The organism is Staphylococcus hyicus (assembly GCF_000816085.1).
GTDB classification, from domain to species: domain Bacteria; phylum Bacillota; class Bacilli; order Staphylococcales; family Staphylococcaceae; genus Staphylococcus; species Staphylococcus hyicus.
In genome coordinates, this window is record NZ_CP008747.1 from 1,113,181 (window position 1) to 1,134,334 (window position 21,154).

Below are 21,154 nucleotides of genomic sequence, written 5' to 3' on the forward strand. Positions count from 1 at the left end.
ATGAATAACTACAATAATTTAACAAATAATAACGAATTTAACCATGAAGAAGATTTAGCAGCAAGATTGATTGAATTTATAGATGATATCGATGAAAAAGCATTAGATAATGATTTATATGAAATTAACGCAGTGGATTATAAATTTGTTGAATCATATGAAGGTAGTAAAGATATTGAAGAGGATATTATTGATTTAAGATTAAATGTAGAATTAAAGCGTAAAAAGAAGCCTAAAATAGATGACTACTCAGAATATGCAAAATCATTTAATACAAACCGTAAGTTAAGTGATGCAGAAAAAGCTGGTAACCTACATAGATACTTTAATGGTGATTGTATTGGATAAGCCTACATGCAGACTATCATTACCTTTACCTACATCTTTAAACAAATTATACATACAACAGTTTGCTGGTGGTCGTCCCACAGGCAAAAAAATACTTTCAAAAGCAGGGAAAGAGAATAGGGAAGACATAATGATTAATGTTGAAAAGCAAATGTCATTACCTATAAATATTAACTGGGATGTTGAATATACACGTGATAACTACATTTATATGAATATTGACGCATATGTAACTAGAGTAAATGTAGATTTAGATAACACTCTTAAAACTTTAAATGACTCTATAGAAGAGTCTGGACTGGTGTTTCTTAATGATAAGAAGGTAGTACCTAGATTTAACCGAGTTTTTATTGATCCTAACAACCCTCGTGTTGAGCTAACTATAACTCAAACTGGTTGGAATGGTATCTTTGACACAAATTCTATTCGAAATAAATTTGAGATGAAGTGTCAAAAATGTACAAGGTACCGTAATGGAGCATGTAGTATATTCAATAAAGCATTACAGAATAAGATTCAAGAGGAGATTACTCAAGAGGATAATAATTTCTCTTGTTTAAAATTCAAGGAGAAAAGATAAATTATGACAGTTATTAATTATGATAGAAACAAACTCGAGAAATTTAAACATAAATGGAAAAGTGTAATTAAAGAAGAAAATATTCAATACATAGCTAAGCAATTATCTAAACATATTTAATACATAAAATACACTTTAAACCCTTGTTATTACAGCAAGGGTTTGTTTTTATATCTAGTAATAGTAGATAAAATAAGTTATACTAAAGTTAATAAGATAAAATATAACAAGAGGGTGTATAAATGGTGAGCAAATATAAGCAATGGTCAGAAGAAGAAACGCAACAACTAGTTCATTTATATGATAATGAGGGTTTGTCTTTTAGTGAAATTGGTAAAATACTAGGTCGCACCAAGGGATCATGTAACTCAAAATACAAATCATTTAAGCAAGATAACTCCTCTATTATTAAATTTACAAAAAGAGAAAAGTGGACTAAAGAAGAGGATGATCTTTTAAAGGAAAATAAAAACCTTACTAAAGAAGAATTACGTAAATTATTTCCTACACGCACACCTGTAGCAATCTTAAATAGAATTGCACAATTAGGCTTAAATAGACATACCAATATGACACTAACTCATGAGCAAGAAGAGTTTATACGTAATAACTATATGGATATGAATAACAACCAAATTGCTAAACACTTAAATGTTGATAGAGGTGTTATAAAACGTTTTAGAAAAAGAGAGAATATTGAAACTGAAAGAGTATGGGATATGGAAAGCATTGAAGCATGTGAGGATAACTTTATGAGTATCAAAATAAAGTTCAAGCTGAAGAAGTTACTTAAGGAGAGTGATGATAATGTCTAATATCATGGAAGGGTACTATGATGATATAAACACGCAAGAAAGCAGGATTGACACTGTAGCTATATATGCTCGTAAATCACGTGCAGATGAGGGTGAAAAGGATTTAAATAACCACTTAATGAGATTGAAAGCAAGAAGTGAATTGAATGAGTGGAGTTATGAAGTTTACAAAGAAATTGGTTCAGGAGCTTCTATAGAAGACCGTCCTGTAATGAGACAATTACTATCGGATGTAGAAAAAGGTGAATTTGATGCTGTAGTAGTTGTAGATTTAGATAGGCTTTCACGAGGTAAAGGTGCTGATTTAGATAGAATATTAGGTACTTTTAGAAATAATGACGTTAAGATTGTTCAAGAGTCTCCTTATGAGGTTTATGATTTAACCAACAGTGATCATGCGCAAATGTTAGAAATGAAAATGTTTTTTGGCAATATGGAACTTATGCAAACTAAAAAAAGGTTCAGAGAAGGTAGAAGATTATCAATACATTTAGGTAAATGGGTGTATGGCCAAGCACCATTCGGTTACCAAATTGACAAGAAAACTAAAAAGCTAGTATTTAATGAGAAGGAAAAAGAAGCTTTTCTTAAAATGAAAGAATTATTTTTTGAAGGCTATAATACTGTTGATATTGCATGGAATTTAAATAAAGAAGGTTATACTAAGCGAAGTGGTAGGCCATTTGAAAGCAAGTCAATAAGTAGAATATTAAAGAATGAAATCTACACTGGTACAACTGTGTATAATAAATCAATAGGCAGTAAAAGAAATAAAAATGATTTATATTCATCAGGTTTACCATTTAAAAGATTAGACAAGTCTGAATGGAAACGTAAGTATAATACGCATCCTGCATTGGTAACTATGGAGGAGCATGAATTAATAGTTAAACATTTTCAAAATGTACCTCACAGAGCACACTCAAGATCTAAGGTGCCATACTCTTTATTTGGTTTATGCCGAACACCAAAGGGCGAACACTATCATATTTATACGTATAATACTAAAGGCCAACCTACACATATAGGAATTAAAAAATCAAAGTATGAAGATAAATCAGAATATATATCTGTGCCTATTAAATTGGTTGAATCAGTGATATTAGAATCAATCAAATTGTTAGAAAGTGAACTCGAATTATTATTAGAAGATAACGATAATCAGAAAGAGGTTGCACTATTAGAAAAAAGAGCTAAGAAGATTAATAAAGAAATTGAGCAGCTAGAGGGTGAAATTGATAGAATTCAAGAAGGATTTTTAGCAGGTCTATTTAATGCTGAAGAAGCAGCTCAGATTAAAAAGAAGAAGAATAGTGAAGTTGATGTTAAAGAAAATGAACTTTTAGAAGTAAATAAAAGTATAGATAAAGTTTCAAATTCAACTAACTTAACCAGGCTTGATAGATGGCAAAATATATATAAAATGATAAATGACTCCAGTAATCCAACAAAGTTGAACGAAATATATAAAAGTATAATAAATGATATAGTAGTATCTAGAACTGTTTTTGATGAAATCGATGTACAAGTAAATTTTCTCTAGGGGAATAGGCTTTGACTGGTTTAAATATTGTGTCGACCGCAAGGCAACATAGAGTGAGTACCATGGACGGTACAGCAATCATGCAAGGTGTTGCTACGATATTCATTGCACAATTGATGGGAGCAGATTTAACATTACTTCAATTAATTACTGTAGTGGCAATTGCTGTCATTGCCTCGGTCGGTACGGCAGGTGTACCTGGAGTAGGACTCATTATGCTTGCGATGGTATTAACTGCAGTAGGATTAAACCCTGCAGCAATTGGTATTATATTAGGTATTGATAGACTTCTAGATATGACACGTACGGCTGTAAATATTACAGGTGATGCCGCATGTGCTGTGATTTTATCTGAACGAGAAGGTCGTAAATTAAAAGGGAATATACACGCTGAATAATGAATATTTCAAACGGGGTTGGACTTACGTCTAGCCTCGTTTTTCACTTGGCTAAATAATAAAAGTGCATTTTTTTAAAAGATGAATGTTTTGTGATAATAGTACAAGTGTTAAATGGAAACACCATTTATTATTAAACATAAATCAAAATATGTTCTTCATAATATAGATGAACTTTATTAATGAACACAAATATATTTTTGTGATAAATTAGGTTTGTCATAAGATTTGGAGTAGTTAGATTGGAATAATGATTCGTCAATTATTATTAAAGGCGAGAATATTATTAATTATATTTTTGGACATTGAGGACACTATTTCAATGTCTTTTACTAATGCAGAAGTGTATTTAAAACATGGAAATAAAAGGTGTTATGTTTATGACAAACTTCATATTTGTATTTTTAATAACAGCTATTGTCTATTCAATGTTTAAGTATATGTACATTTTTATCTCACGGAAATTAAAACAGAGTAAAATCGCAAAAAATAACTACGTGGTTAAAGAAATACTTCTTTCAGCAAGCGGAAAATTTGATATTTTAGATCTTATAATTGTTTTTATTATAACTTTTATAGTGATTTATAAATAGACGACATACAGTTATACATATGATGGTATTAACTGCAGTATGAGTAAACCTTGCAGCAATTGGTATTATATTAGGTATTGATAGACTTCTAGATATGACACGTGCGGCTGTAAATATTACAGGTGATGTCGCATGTGCTGTGATTTTATCTGAGCGAGAAGGTTGTAAATTAAAAGGGAATATACACGTTGAATAACAAAAATCGCGTTGTCTCAAAACATGAGATCACGCGATTTTTTATTTATGCTGTTTATAAAATAGCCATTTATAGATTATTGATAAGAGGGAAAATATGATGAAAGGTAAGAGACAGTATAGGGCGACGATGTAAAGATTTTCTGTCACTTTAAAAATAAAAAAATTCATAACTAATAAAAATAAACTTGATATAAGTCCGGCTAAAGGTAATGCATTCAGATATGACAATAAATTCCTTTTGTATTTTTCTTTCATAATGATCACCAATGTTAATAAGTATTTTGATAATAAAAGATTAGAATTCTAAAATGAATACTTTAACTAAAGTTAGTTTATTATTTAAATTTTATTATACCGATAGAAATAACACAATGTTAAACCATGTTTAAGGAACATTTAACATTTAGGTATTGCAAAATATATTTGTGTGTCATATACTTACTCGGGTGTAAATTCCACTTTAATTGAAGGTGTGTGTTTGAAATTTCTTTGCAAATAAAATGTCATTCTAATTTCATTTCTAAGAGACATTAAAATGAGAAATGAAGAAAGGAACATAAAATTTTCTATCTAAGGATACACCCGTAAAGGAACTGGGTATCACAATTGAAGATATAAGGGGAATTTATCTGTAATTGATGATGATGCCACTAATAAGAAAAAGTAAAAATCAGTGGTTAATAAAGTAAAAATCCAATGATTCGCAGTTGCTTTTATATATAAATAAGTAAAAAATTGATGATCCATGATTAAAATCATTGTGAATTATACATTAATTATGAAGATTTAAAGTTTAAAAATGATAAATATTCCATTTACCATATAATGGTAAATTTTTACAAAAATCTTTTTGACTATAAATATACAATTTTATATATTATGTTATAAGATAACAGCATAGAAAGGACATAAGAATGAAATATTTGACTCATAAATTTTTAATAGTATTATTATTAATCACTGCGGGATTTTTAGGGGCATGTGGTAACAAAGAGAAAAAACATGAAATTATCGCATACGTAGACTTTAAGTGCCCATATTGTAAAAAATTTGATGAAAACATTATGTCAAAAATAACGAAGTCTTATATTGACACAGACAAAGCTACTGTGACATACGTTAATGCTGCTATATTAGGTGACGAATCAAAATTAGGTTCTGCTGCCACGCATGCAGTTAAAGACATGGCACCAGAAAAATATTTGGAATTCAAAACTGCCATTTTTAAGCATCAAGGCCCAATTAGTAAAATGTGGTTAACAGAAGCATTTTTGGATAAAGAAATAGACAAGTTAAAATTAAATGATCAAATTACGCGTAATATCAAAAATGCATATAAAGATAAAAACAGTCAAGCTTGGAAAAACATGAAAGCAGATCAAAAGAGAATTGAAAAAGAGAAAATTGAAGAAATACCGGCTATTAAAATTGATGGTAAGTTGGTTAAAGATGTACACGATTATAATGATATTAAAACACAGTTAGACCAATAACTTATAGGTGTATGTTTGAAACGATTTCTCTTGATGCACTGTTCATTGTGAAAGTCGACAAAGTGAGTACTTTGCCGGCTTATTTTTTATGCCAATATTCCAGAGTGTTTTTGTATAATTTTTACAGTTTAAGAATAATTTAAGAAGTATTTTATACAATTATTAGATGAAGTGTATTGTTAATAAATACTTAAGATGAATTTAATTTTATAATATTGCAAAACAAAAAATAGAGCTATATAATTACTGACGTGAAAGATATCAAATGGCAAAAACTACTTTAGAAGTTGTTTGCTATTACTGTAGTTTTAAGCATATCGGGTTATGAAGTTAATACAAAAATCTAAGAAGACGGAGACAAATACTATGAACAACACACAAAGATACGGCATCAGAAAGTATAAAATCGGAGCAGCTTCTATCGCTTTAGGCACAGTTGTAGTAATAGGTATGAGTGAAAGTAATGAAGCAGCGGCTTCTGAATATCATACAAGCCAAGTAACAACATCAGCACAATATGTTGCGCATCACGTTGAAGAAGTTTCAACAAGCGCTCAAGTAACAGCTTACAAAGAAAATGCCACGAATAACGAAGTGCAAAAGTATGTCAAGAATACTTCGACACATCAAGCACATAATAATGAGCATTTAAAACAGTATGGAACTGACCAACAGAGAGTAACGCCAATTGTAAAACCAGAAACTAAAGTAACAACAGCTGTAGAACCTAAAGTGATAGCAGCACCACAGTCAACTAAAGTCGTTGAAAGTCAAAAAGAAGCGCATCACCACATAAAAGGTACTGATGTTACGGAAAAAGTAACGGTTGTTGAAAGTAAAATCGAAGGTCATGAAGGCAAAAAGAATATTACACCGCACAATGCAGAGCGTGTAACATTAAAATACAAATGGAAGTTTGATAATAGTATTAAAGCTGGAGACCATTTCCACTTTACAATTAGTAACAATGTAGATACACGAGGGGTTGCATTTAAGAAAAAAGTACCTGAAATCAAAGATAAACAAAATGTAGTTGCACGTGGAGAAGTATTAGAAAATAACAAAATACGATATACTTTTACAGATTATGTGAATTACAAGAAAGACATTAATGCAGAGTTGTCTTTGAATTTATATTTCAATCCAGTAACAGTACCAAATAGAAGCCGACAAACTGTCGTAGCGACACTTGGTAAGGTCGAAACGAAAGAAACATTTGATGTAAATTATTTAGACGGCGTGCATGATAGAACAGGGTCAGGTGTAAAAGTAAATGGACGTATTCATAGGTTAGACAAAGACAATCGTATATTTACACATATTGCATATATCAATCCAGATAAAAAACATTTAAATGCTGTTGATGTAGTGGGATACTTCCGTAAAGGTGGTACACATGTGAGTCGTCCTAAAAATGTTCAAATATATGAATATGTTGGAAAACATCCTTTGGCTCAAAGTGTATATGCGGACTTTAATGTAGATGATTATAAGGAAGTAACTAAAAACGTAAACCTCATAGTTCAAGAAAATGGTCAATATAAAGCTACATTAGGCAATTTAAATGGAAAAACTTATGTCATTCGCTTTGATGGTCAATATCATGAAAATGCAAATGATTTGAGTTTTGCTACAGAATTAACAGGTCATCATCTTGTTAATGGATATTATGTACCTACTAAATTAACGTGGTTGAATGGCGTGACATTCTATTCAAACAACGCACACGGTAACGGTCATGATCGTTCTTTCAATGGCAAGAGTGAACATGTTGAAATTTCATATGATACTTATAAAACTGAACATCATACACAACAAGGTGTTTTAGAAGAAAGTTATGATTCCAAACCTATCGTATCGATAACAGAGTCTGGATCAGAATTTGGACATGGACATTACCAAAAGACAGAAGAGATTGAAGATACTGTAACAACAGACTATATTACGCAACAAAATTTACTTGAATTTAATGAAGATAATACGTTACCTCCATCAATTTCAGGCCATGCACAAGGTACAATTGAAGAAATAGAAGATACGATGAAGACGGATTATATAACAGAGCAAAATCTAATCGAATTTGAAGAAGAATTGCACATTGAACGCGGTGCACACGAAAATATGATATTTGAAGAAGACACAAATGATGATAAACCATTTATCAAAACTGGTGCGCATGAACCGATTGAAATAAATGAAAATTCCATTCCTAAAGAAAGTGGCAAGACGAAAGGTGTTATCATTGAAGAAGAGAGCAATCCAAATCATAATACACCACAACAACCTAAAGAAGAAATGCCTGAGAAGCCACAACCACCTATGTCACCTAATGGAGAATCACCTAAGATTAAACATAATATCATACCAAAAAAAGAGAATAATAAAGGAATCGTCGATATTCACGGTAAAGGTAACAAAACACCTCAAAATAAACCGAATATGTCTGATTTGAGCAAAGATAACAATCAAAGACCATCAATGAGTGGACATCATAAAACGAAAGACAGACACGCAAGTATAACAATATCGCACACGAATCATAGAGCAGAACAACGTCCAACATTGCCAGAAACAGGGCATTCTTCAGCACAACATTCTTATATTATAGGAACAGTATTAAGCATATTTGGATTTACTTTCTTAGTAAGAAGAAAATGTGAAAAACGTCATTAATTAATCTTGATTTAGTAAATTAATAAAGCTTAGGTAATAAATTGTGGACTAGGTGAAAGTATAAACCTAGTCCATTGTTTTTTGAAAAGCTCAGATTTCTATCTGAATGACTTTATATATTCGTTTTGTTGAAAAACCGTGAGGAAAATTTTATATCTATTGCTTCAAATGTATTTAATAAAGGCTAAATGGGAGAAATGTGCACATATTAACGTTATTGCACAAAAGTATTAGGGAGGGGTGAGGATCTGAAAAAGCTTGTTATTATTTTTTATATTATTTTCCTATTTAGTATACTATACATGATATGGAATCCTTTTTATATTTTGAATTATGAAGGAGCAGATATCGTTATTGCAACACACGCATTATCTTTTAGTTTTTTAATTATTTCTACAATGTTATGTATTTTTGATAAAATGAGACGAGATACATGGGTTTTAAGTATTATTTTAGCACTCGTTATGATGTTTATTGCTACGCCTATATTACTATTTTTATACTTTTTTGGCATACCTTTTATTTTAGAAGCGTGTTTAAGTTTATAGGTATATAGGACCAATGAAAGTAAACAATGTGATTGATATCACCCAAAGGTAAAAGCTTCAAGAGACAAAATATCATTGTTATTTTCTTCACGCTTCATGTAGCTCCCACGCGTCTTTGGGAGTAAATAATAGGAGAATCAAAAAGATGCGTGAATATAAACCTTCGAAGAAAAAGACATTCGCTCACAACTTTTCTGTCGGAATTGCCTTAAATGGAAATCACGAATAACAATTAAAAAACCGCTTAAAGCAATGAGCTTTAGCGGTTTATTGACAGTGAACGTATTACTTCTTTTGATTACGGCGCATTTTAACTTGAAAATGGTAACATTCAAATATAATAATGATGATACAAATCAATATGATTTTAAAGGATTCATTATGCCAACCTTTGAGCCAAAAATCTATGAAAAAAATAATTACCGCAATGCACGCAGCGCCAATATTAAAAATCCAATGCGTACTTTGATAGACGCCAATTACAATAAAACATGCTAATATTAATGTGAGTAAAATAATAAAAAACATAATTCACCTCAAAATGTATATCTATTCATTTTAAATTCATAAATTGATGTAGAAATGCATTACATAATTTACAAATATTTTGGCTACTTCTATTTTATTGAATAATAATATTAATGATAAGTCAATGCATTCATACTAAACTTAAAGATTTTTAGTGCATAATTAAGGCGGTGTCACAAGGCGGCGTACCAATTTTTTATTTTTTTCATCAAAGTGATGTTTTTGATTTTTGTGACAATTGTGGCTATTTATAAATTATAATGTTTCTACAAAAACGCTCTTTTCATTTTTCGAGTTTTGTATTAATATGTAATTTGTGTTTCAAGAATTGTGTAGATTTGCAATTACTTGTGTGCGGATAAATTTTAGACTAGAAAGGTAGTTATAGTAATGGATAGACAAAGTTTTACTGATTTAATTCAAATGAAATTTAAAATGGTGCGTATTGAAGCGGGATATACGCAAGATACAATGGCTCAAACAATTGGCTTATCTAAAAAGACTTTAGTACAAATAGAAAAAGAACGTGTTTTACCAAACTGGACAACATGTGTATCAATTTGTTCATTATTCAGAGATTCAGAAGTCCTTAACAGTACGTTTGGATGTGATCCTTTAGAAATGGTTCAAACAATTTCACGAGGACAATCTGCATATCCAAATTATTCTACTATTAGTGACATATATTGGGATACAATTGATACTAAAGGTGGTTACATTTTACAAAGTAACAAAGTCAGTGAGCTGTACCGCATTTTAGACACTGAGAAGCAACCTGTTTTCGGTACACCAAAATTAAGAGAAGCAGAAACTTATTTTCAACGTAATGTGAAAGAAGATCTTATTCGCGCATAAATTATATAAATTTTTAAGTAGGCTCTTTCCCCTAAAGAGTCTACTTTTTGTTTATAATGATAGAATAGTGGATATATACGTTAATTAAAAGTAAGCGGTAAGGGAGTATACTTTAATGAAATTATTACTCATCGTTATTTGTATGACAATTATAGGTGCTATTATTGGTGGCGTGACCAATATGATAGCGATTAAAATGCTTTTCCACCCATTTAGACCTTATTATTTTCTAGGTAAACGTCTTCCGTTTACACCAGGTTTAATTCCTAAACGGCGTGAAGAAATTGCGACAAAAATTGGTGGTGTTGTGGAAGAACATTTACTAACTGAAGCTTTAATCCGTGAAAAATTGGAAAGTCAAACGATGCATGAAACAATTAAAGAAACGGTAAAACAATATATAAATCGTTTACACGACGATGATATAACTTTACAGCGCTTACTACACCCTTTTAATATTCAAATAGTAAACCAAGGTGAACGTTGGGTTGCAGACGTGCTTAATGAACAATTAGAGCGAAAATATTTAGAACATTCGTCACACCGTATTAGAGATATTTTACCTGATGATATGATGGATGTTATAGATCGAAAAGTGTTTCATTTAGATACAATATTGCTTCAAAAAGGACGTGAATATCTTTCTTCTGATAAAGGGTATCGAGATATTTATGAGATGTTAAATACATTTTTTAATGAAAAGAGTCGTATTCTTTCTGTTTTATTAATGTTCATGTCGAAAGATGATTTAGTAAACAGAGTTCAGGCGGAGTTGTTACGTCTTTTAGAACATCCCAAAGCACAGCGTATTATAAAAAAACAAATCATAGCAGAATATGAAACCATGAAACAATCGACGCTGAGTACGTATATTCATAAAGAGCAATTTGACAGTTATTGCAATCAATTTGTAACTGCGTTTGTTCACCAATTAAATGTATCAAAACGTGCACACCAGCCATTACGAACACTTGCACCGAATCTCATACATTATTTGTCGAATGAGGGCACTTTGAAAATAACCGATTTCATTATTCAATCATTAGCGCAACGTTTAACTCAAATTCTTAGAAAAATTAATATTTCAGGAATGGTAGAAGAGCAAATTAATCGCTTTGATTTAGACTATATTGAACGCCTTATCCTAGAAATTGCTAATAAAGAATTAAAATTAATCATGTTATTAGGCTTTATTTTAGGAGGAATTATTGGTTTTTTCCAAGGATTGATTGCAATTTTTGTATAACCTCGAAAAATATGGTATTGTAAGCAAGGAGTGAGATTGGTAGGTAAATCCAATCTTCTAACAAACAACTTAAGGAGAGATTCCAATGGCTGTAAATTTATATGATTATGCAAACAAATTAGAGCAAGCATTACGTGAAAGCGATGAATACAATGCAATTAAAGATGCATATGCTAAAGTAAACGCAGATGAAAATTCAAAAAAACTATTTGATGAGTTCCGTGAAACACAATTAAGTTTCCAACAAAAACAAATGCAAGGTGAAGAAATTTCTGAAGAAGATTTACAAAAAGCGCAAGAACAAGCACAACAAATCGAACAAGATCAAAATATTTCTGAATTAATGAATGCTGAGCAAAAAATGAGCCAAGTATTCCAAGAGATTAATCAAATCATCGTAAAACCATTAGATGAAATTTACGCTGACTAATTTAAGATTTATAAAAAACCAGGAAGAATGCGACATGTATTCTTCCTGGTTTTTTATAGTAATATATGTGGTTGGGAATGATTTGATACAGAAAAATATTTAAATTTAGAAATCAAATTAGCTTGCTTTCGCATCAGAAAGTCATCACATAAATCAACAAAAATATGATAAAATAAATGAATACAATACATGTACAAAGGCTTGTTAAAGATTCTTAAAAAGGAGTATGCATTCATGGTAAAATTTTTGCATTGTGCAGATTTACATTTAGATAGCCCATTTGCCTCCAAACAGTTTTTAAGTCCGAATATTCTTAAAGATGTTGAAAATAGCGCATATGAAAGTTTCAAAACAATTGTTGATATTGCATTACGTGAAGAAGTCGACTTTATCGTAATTTGTGGGGATCTATTTGATTCAGAAAATAGAACATTAAAAGCTGAAGTGTTTTTGAAACAACAATTTGAAAGATTAAATAAAGAACAAATTTTCGTTTATGTGATTCACGGGAATCACGATCCGCTTTCAGATGCATTAATATCAGATTGGCCACAAAACGTAACGGTTTTTTCTAATAAAGTAGAAACGTATCAGACCATAACTAAAAATGGCGAAAAAGTGCATTTGCATGGTTTCAGTTATCAACATAATGAAAGTTATGAAAATAAAATTGACGATTACCCAACAAGCGAGAGTCATCACGTCATTAACATTGGACTTCTCCATGGTACATATAGTAAATCGGGTGTGTCTGATCGCTATACAGAATTTCGTTTAGAAGATTTAAATGCTAAAATGTATCATTATTGGGCATTGGGTCATATTCATAAACGTGACCAATTAAATGATTTGCCTCAAATACATTATCCTGGAAATATTCAAGGACGTCATTTTAATGAACAGGGTGAAAAAGGATGTCTGATTGTTGAAGGAGACCACGTTGAACTTCACACGCGGTTTGTGCCAACGCAATTTATTCGCTTTGAATCTGCGGTTATCGAAACTGAGCAAATCAATCAACATCATCTATACGAATTGATACAAGCGTTCAAAGCACGTGTGAGACCTCAAGGACGTGCGTTTTATCGTTTGCGATTAGATGTGAGTGGAGATGAACGGATAGATCCACAAACACTTGTACAACTTAATGAGATGATTACAGAGTATGAAGAAAATGAACAATATTTTGTGCTCATTGATAAATTAACAATACGTTATACAGAACTTGAAAAAACATCTATTATGAAAGAATTTTCGCAAGATATACTTTCACAAGACAGTGTGTTTGAACGTGCCTTAGGTGATTTATATATGAATCCTAAAACGTCACGGTATCTCAATAAATTTACAGATTTAGATCGAAAAGCACTCATTACACGCGCTGAAGAAATTATCGATGCTGAATTAAAAGGGGGCAATTAAACCATGAAAATAAAATCTGTAGAAATTTATGGCTATGGTCAGTTTGTCCAACGTAAAGTTGAATTTAACACTCAATTTACGGAAATTTATGGTGAAAATGAAGCAGGTAAATCGACATTGCAAGCGTTTATCCATTCGATATTATTTGGTTTTCCTACAAAACGTGAAAATGAGCCCCGTTTAGAGCCGCGGATGGGAAATCATTACGGTGGACGCGTCACATTATTGATGGACGATGGTTCACTTGTAGATGTTGAACGTGTTAAAGGACGTGCACAAGGTGATGTGAAAGTATTTTTACCTAATGGTGCAATTAAAGATGAAACTTGGCTTCAACAAAACTTAAATTTTATTAATAAACGTACATATCAAGATATCTTTTCATTTAGCGTGATGGGATTACAAGATATTCACCAAAATATGAATGAACAACAGCTTCAAAATTATCTCATGCAAGCAGGCGCTTTAGGTTCAACAGAATTTATTGGTATGCGCGACTTGATTCACCAAAAGAAACAAGCACTGTATAAAAAGTCAGGGCAAAATCCTCAAATCAATAGACAAGTTGAAGCATTAAAACAACTTGAAGCACAAATACGAGATGAATCGGCTAAATTAGAAACGTATCAACGATTAACTGATGAACGTGATAAAGCGTCCAGAAGATTAGAACACGTTAAAACAAATTTGAATCAATTAACTGGCTTTTTTGAAACAAAACAAAAAGAAATCGCTTTGCATGATCAAGTACAAGAATGGAAAGGTTTAGAGGCGGACCTCAATGTGGAACCACTAGAATTTCCAGAGCAAGGTATTGATCGGTATGAAAATGCTAAATTCCAAACGGAACAATTAAAACGAGATATTGGTTTGCGAGATGAAAAGTACCAACAATTAACACATGAAAATGAGCAATTATATCTACCTTCCGAATCATTGATTCAATCCATTGAAAACATTGCTAAAAAAGAAGAATCAATTAAGCAAAGTACATTAGATTTACGTCAAACTGAGCGTGAAATTGAACATACAGAGCGTCAAATTGATGGTTTAATGTCAAATATTGGTTGGCAGGAAATTGATACTAACGTGGACACTTCTGATATACAAAAAAGTGATTTAAGTGATGCCTTAAAAGAAAAGCGTGATTTAAACGCTACGGTGCAACAATTACAGCACAGTTATGAAAGTTTACAAGTTGATCAGCAATCGTCACAATCAGAAATTAAAGAATTGAAAGGTCAACTTGTGTCAGATGAAAATTTTGCAAAGAAAAAAGAATATGATAAACGTGCGTTAGAGTTAAGAGAAAAGAAAAATCTTTTCACGAAAATGAAAGAAGCTTTTGAAACAGAACAATATCAAAAAGAGAAACAACAAAAGTCTTTACGGATTGCAATGATTATCTTAGCAATTATTTCTGTAGGACTTGCAGTTTTTTCTTTTGTATCTCAAACAATGTTATTTAGTATTGTATTTGCGGTTTTAGCTGTTATCTTTGTAATTGGTTGTTTTGCGATTAAAACAAAAGCTGAAGGACATACGGAACGTTTTTCCGAAGAAATAAATCAACTAGAAACAGAAGTTGCACGTTTAGAAAAAGAGTATGATCTTAAATTTGATTTGGCTGATCAATATCAATTAAGAGACCAAATCCATCAACGTGAACAACAATTTATAGTATTAAACACTAAGCAAAAACATATTGCTCAGCAATTGGAAGCATCAGAAGCTGATTTGCAGCAAGTAACACAAAAAATTAAACAAGCTAAAGTGGATATGCATGTTTCAGAGAAGCTATCAGATGATTTGTTAATTGATGCGATGATGACGATACATCAAATTAAAGAGCATCATACCCATTTACAAACATTAATATTAAAGAAACAACAATTAAGTCAATCGATTGAAGCCTTTTATGAAGAGGCGCATCAACAAGTTTCGGAAGCATTACCTGAAACCGATAACGAAGCACTCTTTCATGACGTGAGAGAGTGGATAGCGCGTATAAATAGTAATCGCATTCAGCATCAACGAAATCATGAACAGATCACGTTACTTGAAAAAGAACTCAAACATTTGACACATAGATTAAATGAAAACAAATCTATTATTCAAAAATTGTTTAACTTTATTGGTGCAATTGATGAAGAAAGTTATTATAGACATCACGATAATTACCAAACATATCATCAGCGTTTATCTCGATTTAACGATTTAACACATTACCTAGAAAATCAAAATTATGGTTATGATGAAAGCTCAAAATTAAGTGAGAAAACGACTGCTCAATTACAAGATGATTATGAAAAATTATCAAATCAAATCGATGATTACAATCAGCGTTATTTGACACTTCAAAGTGAAGTAAGCGACTTAAACGCACAAATTAATCATATGGAAACAGATGACACATTACGTCATCTACGACACCGTTATCAATTATTGCGCAACCAACTCAATGCTACAGCAGAAGATTGGGCAGCATTAAGCTATTTAGAAGCGCTTGTTGATGAACATATTAAGCAAATTAAAGATAAGCGTTTACCTCAAGTAGTAGATGAAGCGACGCAAATTTACAATGCGTTAACCGCTGGTCAATATGTTCAAGTGACGTATCAAAATGAACAAGTAATGGTCAAACACCGTGATGGTCAAATGTATCAACCGATTGAGCTCAGTCAATCAACGAAAGAATTATTATACATTTCATTACGCTTAAGTCTAATAAAAATCTTAAAGCCATACTATTCATTACCAATTATAATTGATGATGCTTTTGTACATTTTGATGCAACGAGACGTCAACGTATGATGAAGTTTTTAAGAACATTACCTGATGCGTATCAAGTCTTATATTTTACGTGCGCTAAGGATAACCATATTCCATCTAAGCAATTGGTTACGCTTGAAAAAATAGAGAAACAATAGTGAGAAAGGCGTTTTAATATGAGAAATGTAGAAAAGCTACAGCCAGGAGATGCCGTCGATCAATTTTTCCTTGTCCATAAGGCAACACAAGGGGTCACAGCTCAAGGTAAAGATTATATGACGTTACATCTTCAAGATAAAAGTGGTGAAATTGAAGCGAAAGTTTGGACGGTTACGAAAGAAGATATGGCCACTTTAAAACCAGAGTTAATTATTCATGTAAAAGGTGACGTTATCAATTACCGTGGTCGAAAACAAATGAAGGTCAATCAGTTTCGAGTTGCGACAGAAGCTGATGGATTGAAAACACAAGACTTTATTGATGGTGCACCGATGCCAGTTGACGATATAAAATCAGAACTTCAATCTTTTATATTCGAAATGGAAAATGCGCATTTACAGCGTATCACACGGCACTTAATCCAAAAACATGAAGAGGCATTTTTTACGTATCCTGCAGCAAGTTCCCACCATCATAACTTTGTCAGTGGTTTAAGTTACCATGTATTAACGATGTTACAAATTGCAAAAAGCTTATGCGGTATATATCCTGAATTAAATAAAAGTTTGTTATATAGCGGCATTATTTTACATGACATGGGGAAAGTGAGAGAACTTTCTGGTCCTATCGCTACGAGTTACACGCTAGAAGGGAATTTACTTGGCCATATATCAATAGCTAGTGAAGAAGTTGCTGAAGCGGCTAGAGAATTAGGCATTGAAGGTGAAGAAGTTTTATTATTACGTCACTTAATTCTATCTCATCACGGTAAATTGGAATACGGTTCACCTAAATTACCTCATGTTAAAGAAGCAGAAATATTACATTTTATAGATAACATCGATGCGCGAATGAATATGTTTGACAAAGCATTTAGAAAGATTGAGAAGGGTCAATTTACAGAACGTATATTTGGCTTAGAAAATCGTCAATTTTATAAACCTGAAAAATTAGACTAAATGAGGGAAAACAACAATCTAAAACATCAGTTTAAGATTGTTGTTTTTTTTTATGTAAAAGGAGCGATAAATGTGTACATATATTACGTGTGAAAACATATATTTATAATATGAGTTAAGTGAAAACGGTATACATATAAGGAAGGACCGATTTAAAAAAATGTCGACAAAGCGTGTTACTTTGTCGACAGATTAATGTTATTACATTCCCATATTTTGTTGTCCTTGTCCACCTTGAGAGGCTTGTTCTTTTAACGCTTTAGGATTTAAAATGTTATCTTCTATTGCTTTTTTGATATCGCTATCTTTATAGTCAACTTTATATTCATCTAATAACTTTTTATATGCATCTGTTAAGATTTCAGGTTTTTCTTGGAGTTTATTTTGGATGAACTTTTCTTTTAATTTTGATTTCTCTTTATCAAAATCAGTTGGTTTGTCAGCGCGGATAATGTGATAACCATAGTCTGTTTTAACAACATCCGAAATTTCGTCGTCTTTTAACTTGAATAAAGCTTTCTCAAAAGGTTTAACCATTTGACCTTTTACGACATAACCTAAACTACCATTTTTGTCTTTACTTGAATCCATAGATTCGTCTTTTGCAATTTTGTCGAAATCTTTAGGGTTTTTATCAAGTTGCTTTTTAATATCTTCTATTTTCTTTTTGGCATCTTCGTCAGAAAGCCCTTCTTTATCATTTTTATCTTGTTTCACCTTAATTAAGATGTGAGAGGCTTTCTTGGTATTGTCTTTTATTTCTTTATCAGAGATATCGACTTTTTCATTTAACAATGCTTTTTGGTATTCCATCATTTTACGTTGTTCTTTATATTTTTCCATTGTCAAACCTTGCTGTTTAAGAAGGCTTTCAAATTGATCTTTCCCACCATACTTTTTGATTTCACTATCAATTTGTTTTTCGATATCATCATTATTTACTTTCTCACCATATTTATCTTTTAAGATTTTGCTTAAAAGCACTTTGAATGAGTTACTCGCAATTTGATCTTTACCAATTTCTTTCATCACATCTTCTACTTTTACATCGCCAGCTTTTGAAGAAATGAGCGTTTGATCTTTAGATGTTGGTGTGTCGTTCCCACAGGCCCCTAAAATTACTGCACTGGCTGTGAGGGGAATAATCATTTTTTGTAAACCTTTCTTCATCGTGTTAGCTCCTTTATTTTTAAATTATCACTGATAATATTACCATATTGTATGTATCATACCAACGAAGAAGGGTATATCTAAGACTATTTTACGAGAAAAAACGTAGTATTTAAATCTTATTTAAGGTTAAGATTTAAATACTACGTTTTGTAATAGATTTTATTAAAAGATATTTAATTTGACATTGAAAAGAGTAAGTTTAACATGGTTTATTTTTTTTCGAGAATCATTAAGCCATATATATGTTCCTCTATATAATCGCCTTGTCTTGAAAAGATGATGATTTTCAAATAAAGTAAATCCATGACAGAGTAACCTGCGTTTAAAGCCAGTAAGAACATTGCATAATGTCCATACTCTGGGAATTGTCTTGCAATTAAAATCATCAAGATTGTAATCACGATTAAGGGCATTAATAAACAAATGCAAAAATAAAATTTTCGTATCGGTTTATCCACATAAATATTGTAAAACGGCAACCATCGACTACGCACCAACTTATGTATTTTAAAATACTTTACATATGGGATGACTGTCATTAAATGTATCGCTTTATGAATAGGATATAAAAGTATTAATAAGACCAGAAATAGAAAAAAATGTTCGTCAGTTAACCTTACATTATTATTGAAATGAAAAATTTCAAAACTAATAAAAAATGTAATAACCATCGTAACAAAACTAATAAAAGCAATACGTGGTAGCCCAAATCGCGAGTGTATATCTATTGAGCGCGAGCAATTCAACATCATGCATACTCCTTTAAACTTTTAATAGATAACTTGTATTATCTACTTTCGATTACTCAACGTCAAGCAAATGTTTTCTTAAATGATTGTGACAAGCATTAACATCATCGATAAAATCCTTGCCATGCATTTTGGCAACTAAATAATGGGCGTCACTAAAGTTAGGCTTATGGAACATTTCTTCACTAAATTGTTCTGAAGCTTGATATACAGTATTATTATCGATGTTATATTGTTCAAATATTTCCTCGATGAGCTTCTTACCATTATCTGTTAAATGTATATAAGTATTACGCTTATCGTTTGTGTCTTTTTCAAGCGTTAAAAGTCCTTGTTGTTCAAGTCGCTTAGCAAAGTTATAAGCTGTTGAAACATGCATCACACCATAACGTGAAATATCAGAAATTGTTACACGACCAAATGCATATATTGTCATTAAAATCAGGTGTTCATTCATTGTTATTCCTGATTTGCGTAACCAGTTTTGCCAATCGCGTTCCGCATTCTTCCAAATCACTTTAGATAGCATGGCTGCTTTGTGAGTGAAAAGGATACTTTCAATTTGTTTTTGTTTATCAGTCATGCGCATTGCTCCTTTCTCAAACTATAAAAAAACATGATACTCACCGTATCATGTTTTAATACTATTATATCGAATAATTCTTTGATAAACACTACAAATTTACTTTTTGGATGGAAAATTTGTGATTTCTTCGCCACGATTTTGTAAATTTTCAATGTGAGACTGTAATCTTTTAAAATTAGGATCGATATCTGATTGGAATTCACCAATCATTGTTTTAACTTCATCTCCAATTGAGCCGGCTACAGTTTGACTTTCCGTTTTAATGTCATTCACATAGCTTAAAATATCACTGAAACTACGTTTAATATTGTTGATTTCTTTTTCTAAATCTGATTTAGGTTTTTCTACAGTTGTACTTTCGATACGTGTTCCACTGTCACGTTTCATTAACGCGACGCCAAGTCCAGTTGCAACACCTGCAGCAAGGCCTAAAGTAATTTGTAAGGCTCTCATACTTTTCCTCCTCTGAAGCACTTTTAATATTTCATACCCATTATAACTGATATTTATGCATAAATTGTTGTAGTGCGATTTATTGTTGTATTTTATTTGCAATTTGTTTCGCTATACTAGCTTTAGCTTCATCATTAAACACATCTTCGTGCGTTTCCCAATGGTACTCAAAACCATCTATATCGTTTTTATAGCGTGGAATGAGGTGAAAATGAATATGAAAAACAGATTGTGATGCGTATTCTCCATTATTTTGTACTATATTTAAGCCATCTGGATTGAAAGCTTCTTTTATCGCATTCGCAACGATAGGTAACGCTTCACCAATATGCTTCATCGTTTCAGCGTCTGTTTCATAAATATTTGCTGAAGGTTTTTTCGGTATAAGTAAGGTATGTCCTTTTGATAATTGTGAGATATCTAAAAAAGCATAGACATAGTCATTTTCATAAACTTTAAAACTTGGAATATCGCCATCGATAATTTTTGAAAAAATTGTTTCAGCCATTATTTTCGCTCCTATCATTTTTTAATCATTATAGCATTAGTTCATCATTCTGTAACGTTTCAACAGCGTTTATAAATAGCAAAATCTATTTATTTTATGTACAATAAATCTCACGGAGGTGCAG

At 31.5% G+C, this 21,154-nt stretch carries 18 protein-coding genes and 2 pseudogenes; 15 read left to right on the forward strand and 5 right to left on the reverse strand.

Features of this window, described 5'->3' with window-relative positions; genetic code table 11:
* The 15 genes and pseudogenes from SHYC_RS05260 to yhaM all read left to right on the forward strand — a co-directional run bounded on the left by SHYC_RS05260 (nt 1) and on the right by yhaM (nt 17,561).
* Nucleotides 1-348, forward strand: a complete 348-nt coding sequence (locus SHYC_RS05260; protein ID WP_039645078.1) for a hypothetical protein — start codon at nt 1-3, stop codon at nt 346-348.
* Entirely contained in the window at nt 293-928 is a 636-nt protein-coding gene (locus SHYC_RS05265; RefSeq protein ID WP_231912817.1) for a RusA family crossover junction endodeoxyribonuclease, read from the forward strand. The genes SHYC_RS05260 and SHYC_RS05265 overlap by 56 nt, the downstream gene beginning before the upstream one ends.
* 242 nt (nt 929-1,170) lie before the next feature.
* Complete coding sequence (locus SHYC_RS05270) at nt 1,171-1,743, forward strand: Myb-like DNA-binding domain-containing protein (protein ID WP_039645081.1); 573 nt, start codon at nt 1,171-1,173, stop codon at nt 1,741-1,743.
* Complete coding sequence (locus SHYC_RS05275) at nt 1,736-3,286, forward strand: recombinase family protein (protein ID WP_052257822.1); 1,551 nt, start codon at nt 1,736-1,738, stop codon at nt 3,284-3,286. The genes SHYC_RS05270 and SHYC_RS05275 overlap by 8 nt, the downstream gene beginning before the upstream one ends.
* Before the next feature lie 62 nt (nt 3,287-3,348).
* Nucleotides 3,349-3,684 (forward strand): annotated as a pseudogene (locus tag SHYC_RS05280) (dicarboxylate/amino acid:cation symporter); the annotation flags it as partial.
* A gap of 615 nt (nt 3,685-4,299) precedes the next feature.
* Nucleotides 4,300-4,473, forward strand: a pseudogene (locus SHYC_RS12120) (cation:dicarboxylate symporter family transporter); the annotation flags it as partial.
* Nucleotides 4,474-5,389: 916 nt separating this feature from the next.
* Nucleotides 5,390-5,968: a DsbA family protein gene (locus tag SHYC_RS05290; RefSeq protein ID WP_039645088.1), complete on the forward strand. Its 579-nt coding sequence runs from the start codon at nt 5,390-5,392 to the stop codon at nt 5,966-5,968.
* Between the two features lie 324 nt (nt 5,969-6,292).
* Nucleotides 6,293-8,641 carry a fibrinogen-binding adhesin SdrG C-terminal domain-containing protein gene (locus SHYC_RS05295; protein ID WP_082021535.1) on the forward strand — a complete coding sequence of 783 codons (2,349 nt, stop codon included), beginning with the start codon at nt 6,293-6,295 and terminating at the stop codon, nt 8,639-8,641.
* 326 nt (nt 8,642-8,967) lie between these two features.
* Nucleotides 8,968-9,189: a hypothetical protein gene (locus tag SHYC_RS05300; RefSeq protein ID WP_126564111.1), complete on the forward strand. Its 222-nt coding sequence runs from the start codon at nt 8,968-8,970 to the stop codon at nt 9,187-9,189.
* A 918-nt stretch (nt 9,190-10,107) separates the two neighbouring features.
* Nucleotides 10,108-10,572 (forward strand): XRE family transcriptional regulator XdrA, encoded by a 465-nt coding sequence (gene xdrA / locus SHYC_RS05310; RefSeq protein WP_037567599.1) that lies wholly within the window; start codon nt 10,108-10,110, stop codon nt 10,570-10,572.
* Nucleotides 10,573-10,687: 115 nt separating this feature from the next.
* A complete protein-coding gene (locus tag SHYC_RS05315; protein WP_039645097.1) occupies nt 10,688-11,818 on the forward strand; it encodes a DUF445 domain-containing protein in 1,131 nt (376 codons plus the stop codon).
* 85 nt (nt 11,819-11,903) lie between these two features.
* Nucleotides 11,904-12,248: a YlbF/YmcA family competence regulator gene (locus SHYC_RS05320; RefSeq protein WP_039645099.1), complete on the forward strand. Its 345-nt coding sequence runs from the start codon at nt 11,904-11,906 to the stop codon at nt 12,246-12,248.
* Between the two features lie 234 nt (nt 12,249-12,482).
* Nucleotides 12,483-13,670, forward strand: a complete 1,188-nt coding sequence (locus SHYC_RS05325) for a metallophosphoesterase family protein (RefSeq protein ID WP_039645101.1) — start codon at nt 12,483-12,485, stop codon at nt 13,668-13,670.
* 3 nt (nt 13,671-13,673) lie between these two features.
* The gene (locus SHYC_RS05330) at nt 13,674-16,601 is read left to right on the forward strand and encodes an ATP-binding protein (RefSeq protein WP_039645103.1); all 2,928 of its coding nucleotides are present in this window, start codon (nt 13,674-13,676) and stop codon (nt 16,599-16,601) included.
* A gap of 18 nt (nt 16,602-16,619) precedes the next feature.
* A complete protein-coding gene (yhaM, locus tag SHYC_RS05335) occupies nt 16,620-17,561 on the forward strand; it encodes a 3'-5' exoribonuclease YhaM (protein WP_039645106.1) in 942 nt (313 codons plus the stop codon).
* A 201-nt stretch (nt 17,562-17,762) separates the two neighbouring features.
* On the opposite strand, the gene SHYC_RS05340 is transcribed toward yhaM, so the two are convergent.
* From SHYC_RS05340 to SHYC_RS05360, 5 genes are all read right to left on the reverse strand, one after another.
* On the reverse strand, nt 17,763-18,731 hold the full coding sequence (locus SHYC_RS05340) for a foldase protein PrsA (RefSeq protein WP_039645108.1): 969 nt from the start codon (nt 18,729-18,731) through the stop codon (nt 17,763-17,765).
* 212 nt (nt 18,732-18,943) lie between these two features.
* Nucleotides 18,944-19,483 (reverse strand): DUF3267 domain-containing protein, encoded by a 540-nt coding sequence (locus SHYC_RS05345; RefSeq protein WP_039645110.1) that lies wholly within the window; start codon nt 19,481-19,483, stop codon nt 18,944-18,946.
* A 52-nt stretch (nt 19,484-19,535) separates the two neighbouring features.
* Nucleotides 19,536-20,066 carry an HTH-type transcriptional regulator Hpr gene (locus SHYC_RS05350; RefSeq protein ID WP_039645112.1) on the reverse strand — a complete coding sequence of 177 codons (531 nt, stop codon included), beginning with the start codon at nt 20,064-20,066 and terminating at the stop codon, nt 19,536-19,538.
* A gap of 99 nt (nt 20,067-20,165) precedes the next feature.
* Nucleotides 20,166-20,522 (reverse strand): YtxH domain-containing protein, encoded by a 357-nt coding sequence (locus tag SHYC_RS05355; RefSeq protein ID WP_039645114.1) that lies wholly within the window; start codon nt 20,520-20,522, stop codon nt 20,166-20,168.
* Nucleotides 20,523-20,601: 79 nt separating this feature from the next.
* Complete coding sequence (locus tag SHYC_RS05360; RefSeq protein WP_039645116.1) at nt 20,602-21,030, reverse strand: HIT family protein; 429 nt, start codon at nt 21,028-21,030, stop codon at nt 20,602-20,604.
* Nucleotides 21,031-21,154: the final 124 nt, after the last annotated feature.

Excerpts from the sequence above, each read along its gene's own strand:
- SHYC_RS05290 (WP_039645088.1), top strand. The coding sequence starts at position 5,390 with ATGAAATATTTGACTCATAAATTTTTAATAGTATTATTATTAATCACT.
- SHYC_RS05360 (WP_039645116.1), bottom strand. The coding sequence starts at position 21,030 with ATGGCTGAAACAATTTTTTCAAAAATTATCGATGGCGATATTCCAAGT.
- SHYC_RS05295 (WP_082021535.1), top strand. The coding sequence starts at position 6,293 with ATGAAGTTAATACAAAAATCTAAGAAGACGGAGACAAATACTATGAAC.
- SHYC_RS05350 (WP_039645112.1), bottom strand. The coding sequence starts at position 20,066 with ATGACTGATAAACAAAAACAAATTGAAAGTATCCTTTTCACTCACAAA.
- xdrA (WP_037567599.1), top strand. The coding sequence starts at position 10,108 with ATGGATAGACAAAGTTTTACTGATTTAATTCAAATGAAATTTAAAATG.
- yhaM (WP_039645106.1), top strand. The coding sequence starts at position 16,620 with ATGAGAAATGTAGAAAAGCTACAGCCAGGAGATGCCGTCGATCAATTT.
- SHYC_RS05260 (WP_039645078.1), top strand. The coding sequence starts at position 1 with ATGAATAACTACAATAATTTAACAAATAATAACGAATTTAACCATGAA.
- SHYC_RS05355 (WP_039645114.1), bottom strand. The coding sequence starts at position 20,522 with ATGAGAGCCTTACAAATTACTTTAGGCCTTGCTGCAGGTGTTGCAACT.
- SHYC_RS05330 (WP_039645103.1), top strand. The coding sequence starts at position 13,674 with ATGAAAATAAAATCTGTAGAAATTTATGGCTATGGTCAGTTTGTCCAA.
- SHYC_RS05315 (WP_039645097.1), top strand. The coding sequence starts at position 10,688 with ATGAAATTATTACTCATCGTTATTTGTATGACAATTATAGGTGCTATT.
- SHYC_RS05270 (WP_039645081.1), top strand. The coding sequence starts at position 1,171 with ATGGTGAGCAAATATAAGCAATGGTCAGAAGAAGAAACGCAACAACTA.
- SHYC_RS05325 (WP_039645101.1), top strand. The coding sequence starts at position 12,483 with ATGGTAAAATTTTTGCATTGTGCAGATTTACATTTAGATAGCCCATTT.
- SHYC_RS05340 (WP_039645108.1), bottom strand. The coding sequence starts at position 18,731 with ATGAAGAAAGGTTTACAAAAAATGATTATTCCCCTCACAGCCAGTGCA.
- SHYC_RS05320 (WP_039645099.1), top strand. The coding sequence starts at position 11,904 with ATGGCTGTAAATTTATATGATTATGCAAACAAATTAGAGCAAGCATTA.
- SHYC_RS05275 (WP_052257822.1), top strand. The coding sequence starts at position 1,736 with ATGTCTAATATCATGGAAGGGTACTATGATGATATAAACACGCAAGAA.
- SHYC_RS05265 (WP_231912817.1), top strand. The coding sequence starts at position 293 with ATGCAGAAAAAGCTGGTAACCTACATAGATACTTTAATGGTGATTGTA.
- SHYC_RS05345 (WP_039645110.1), bottom strand. The coding sequence starts at position 19,483 with ATGTTGAATTGCTCGCGCTCAATAGATATACACTCGCGATTTGGGCTA.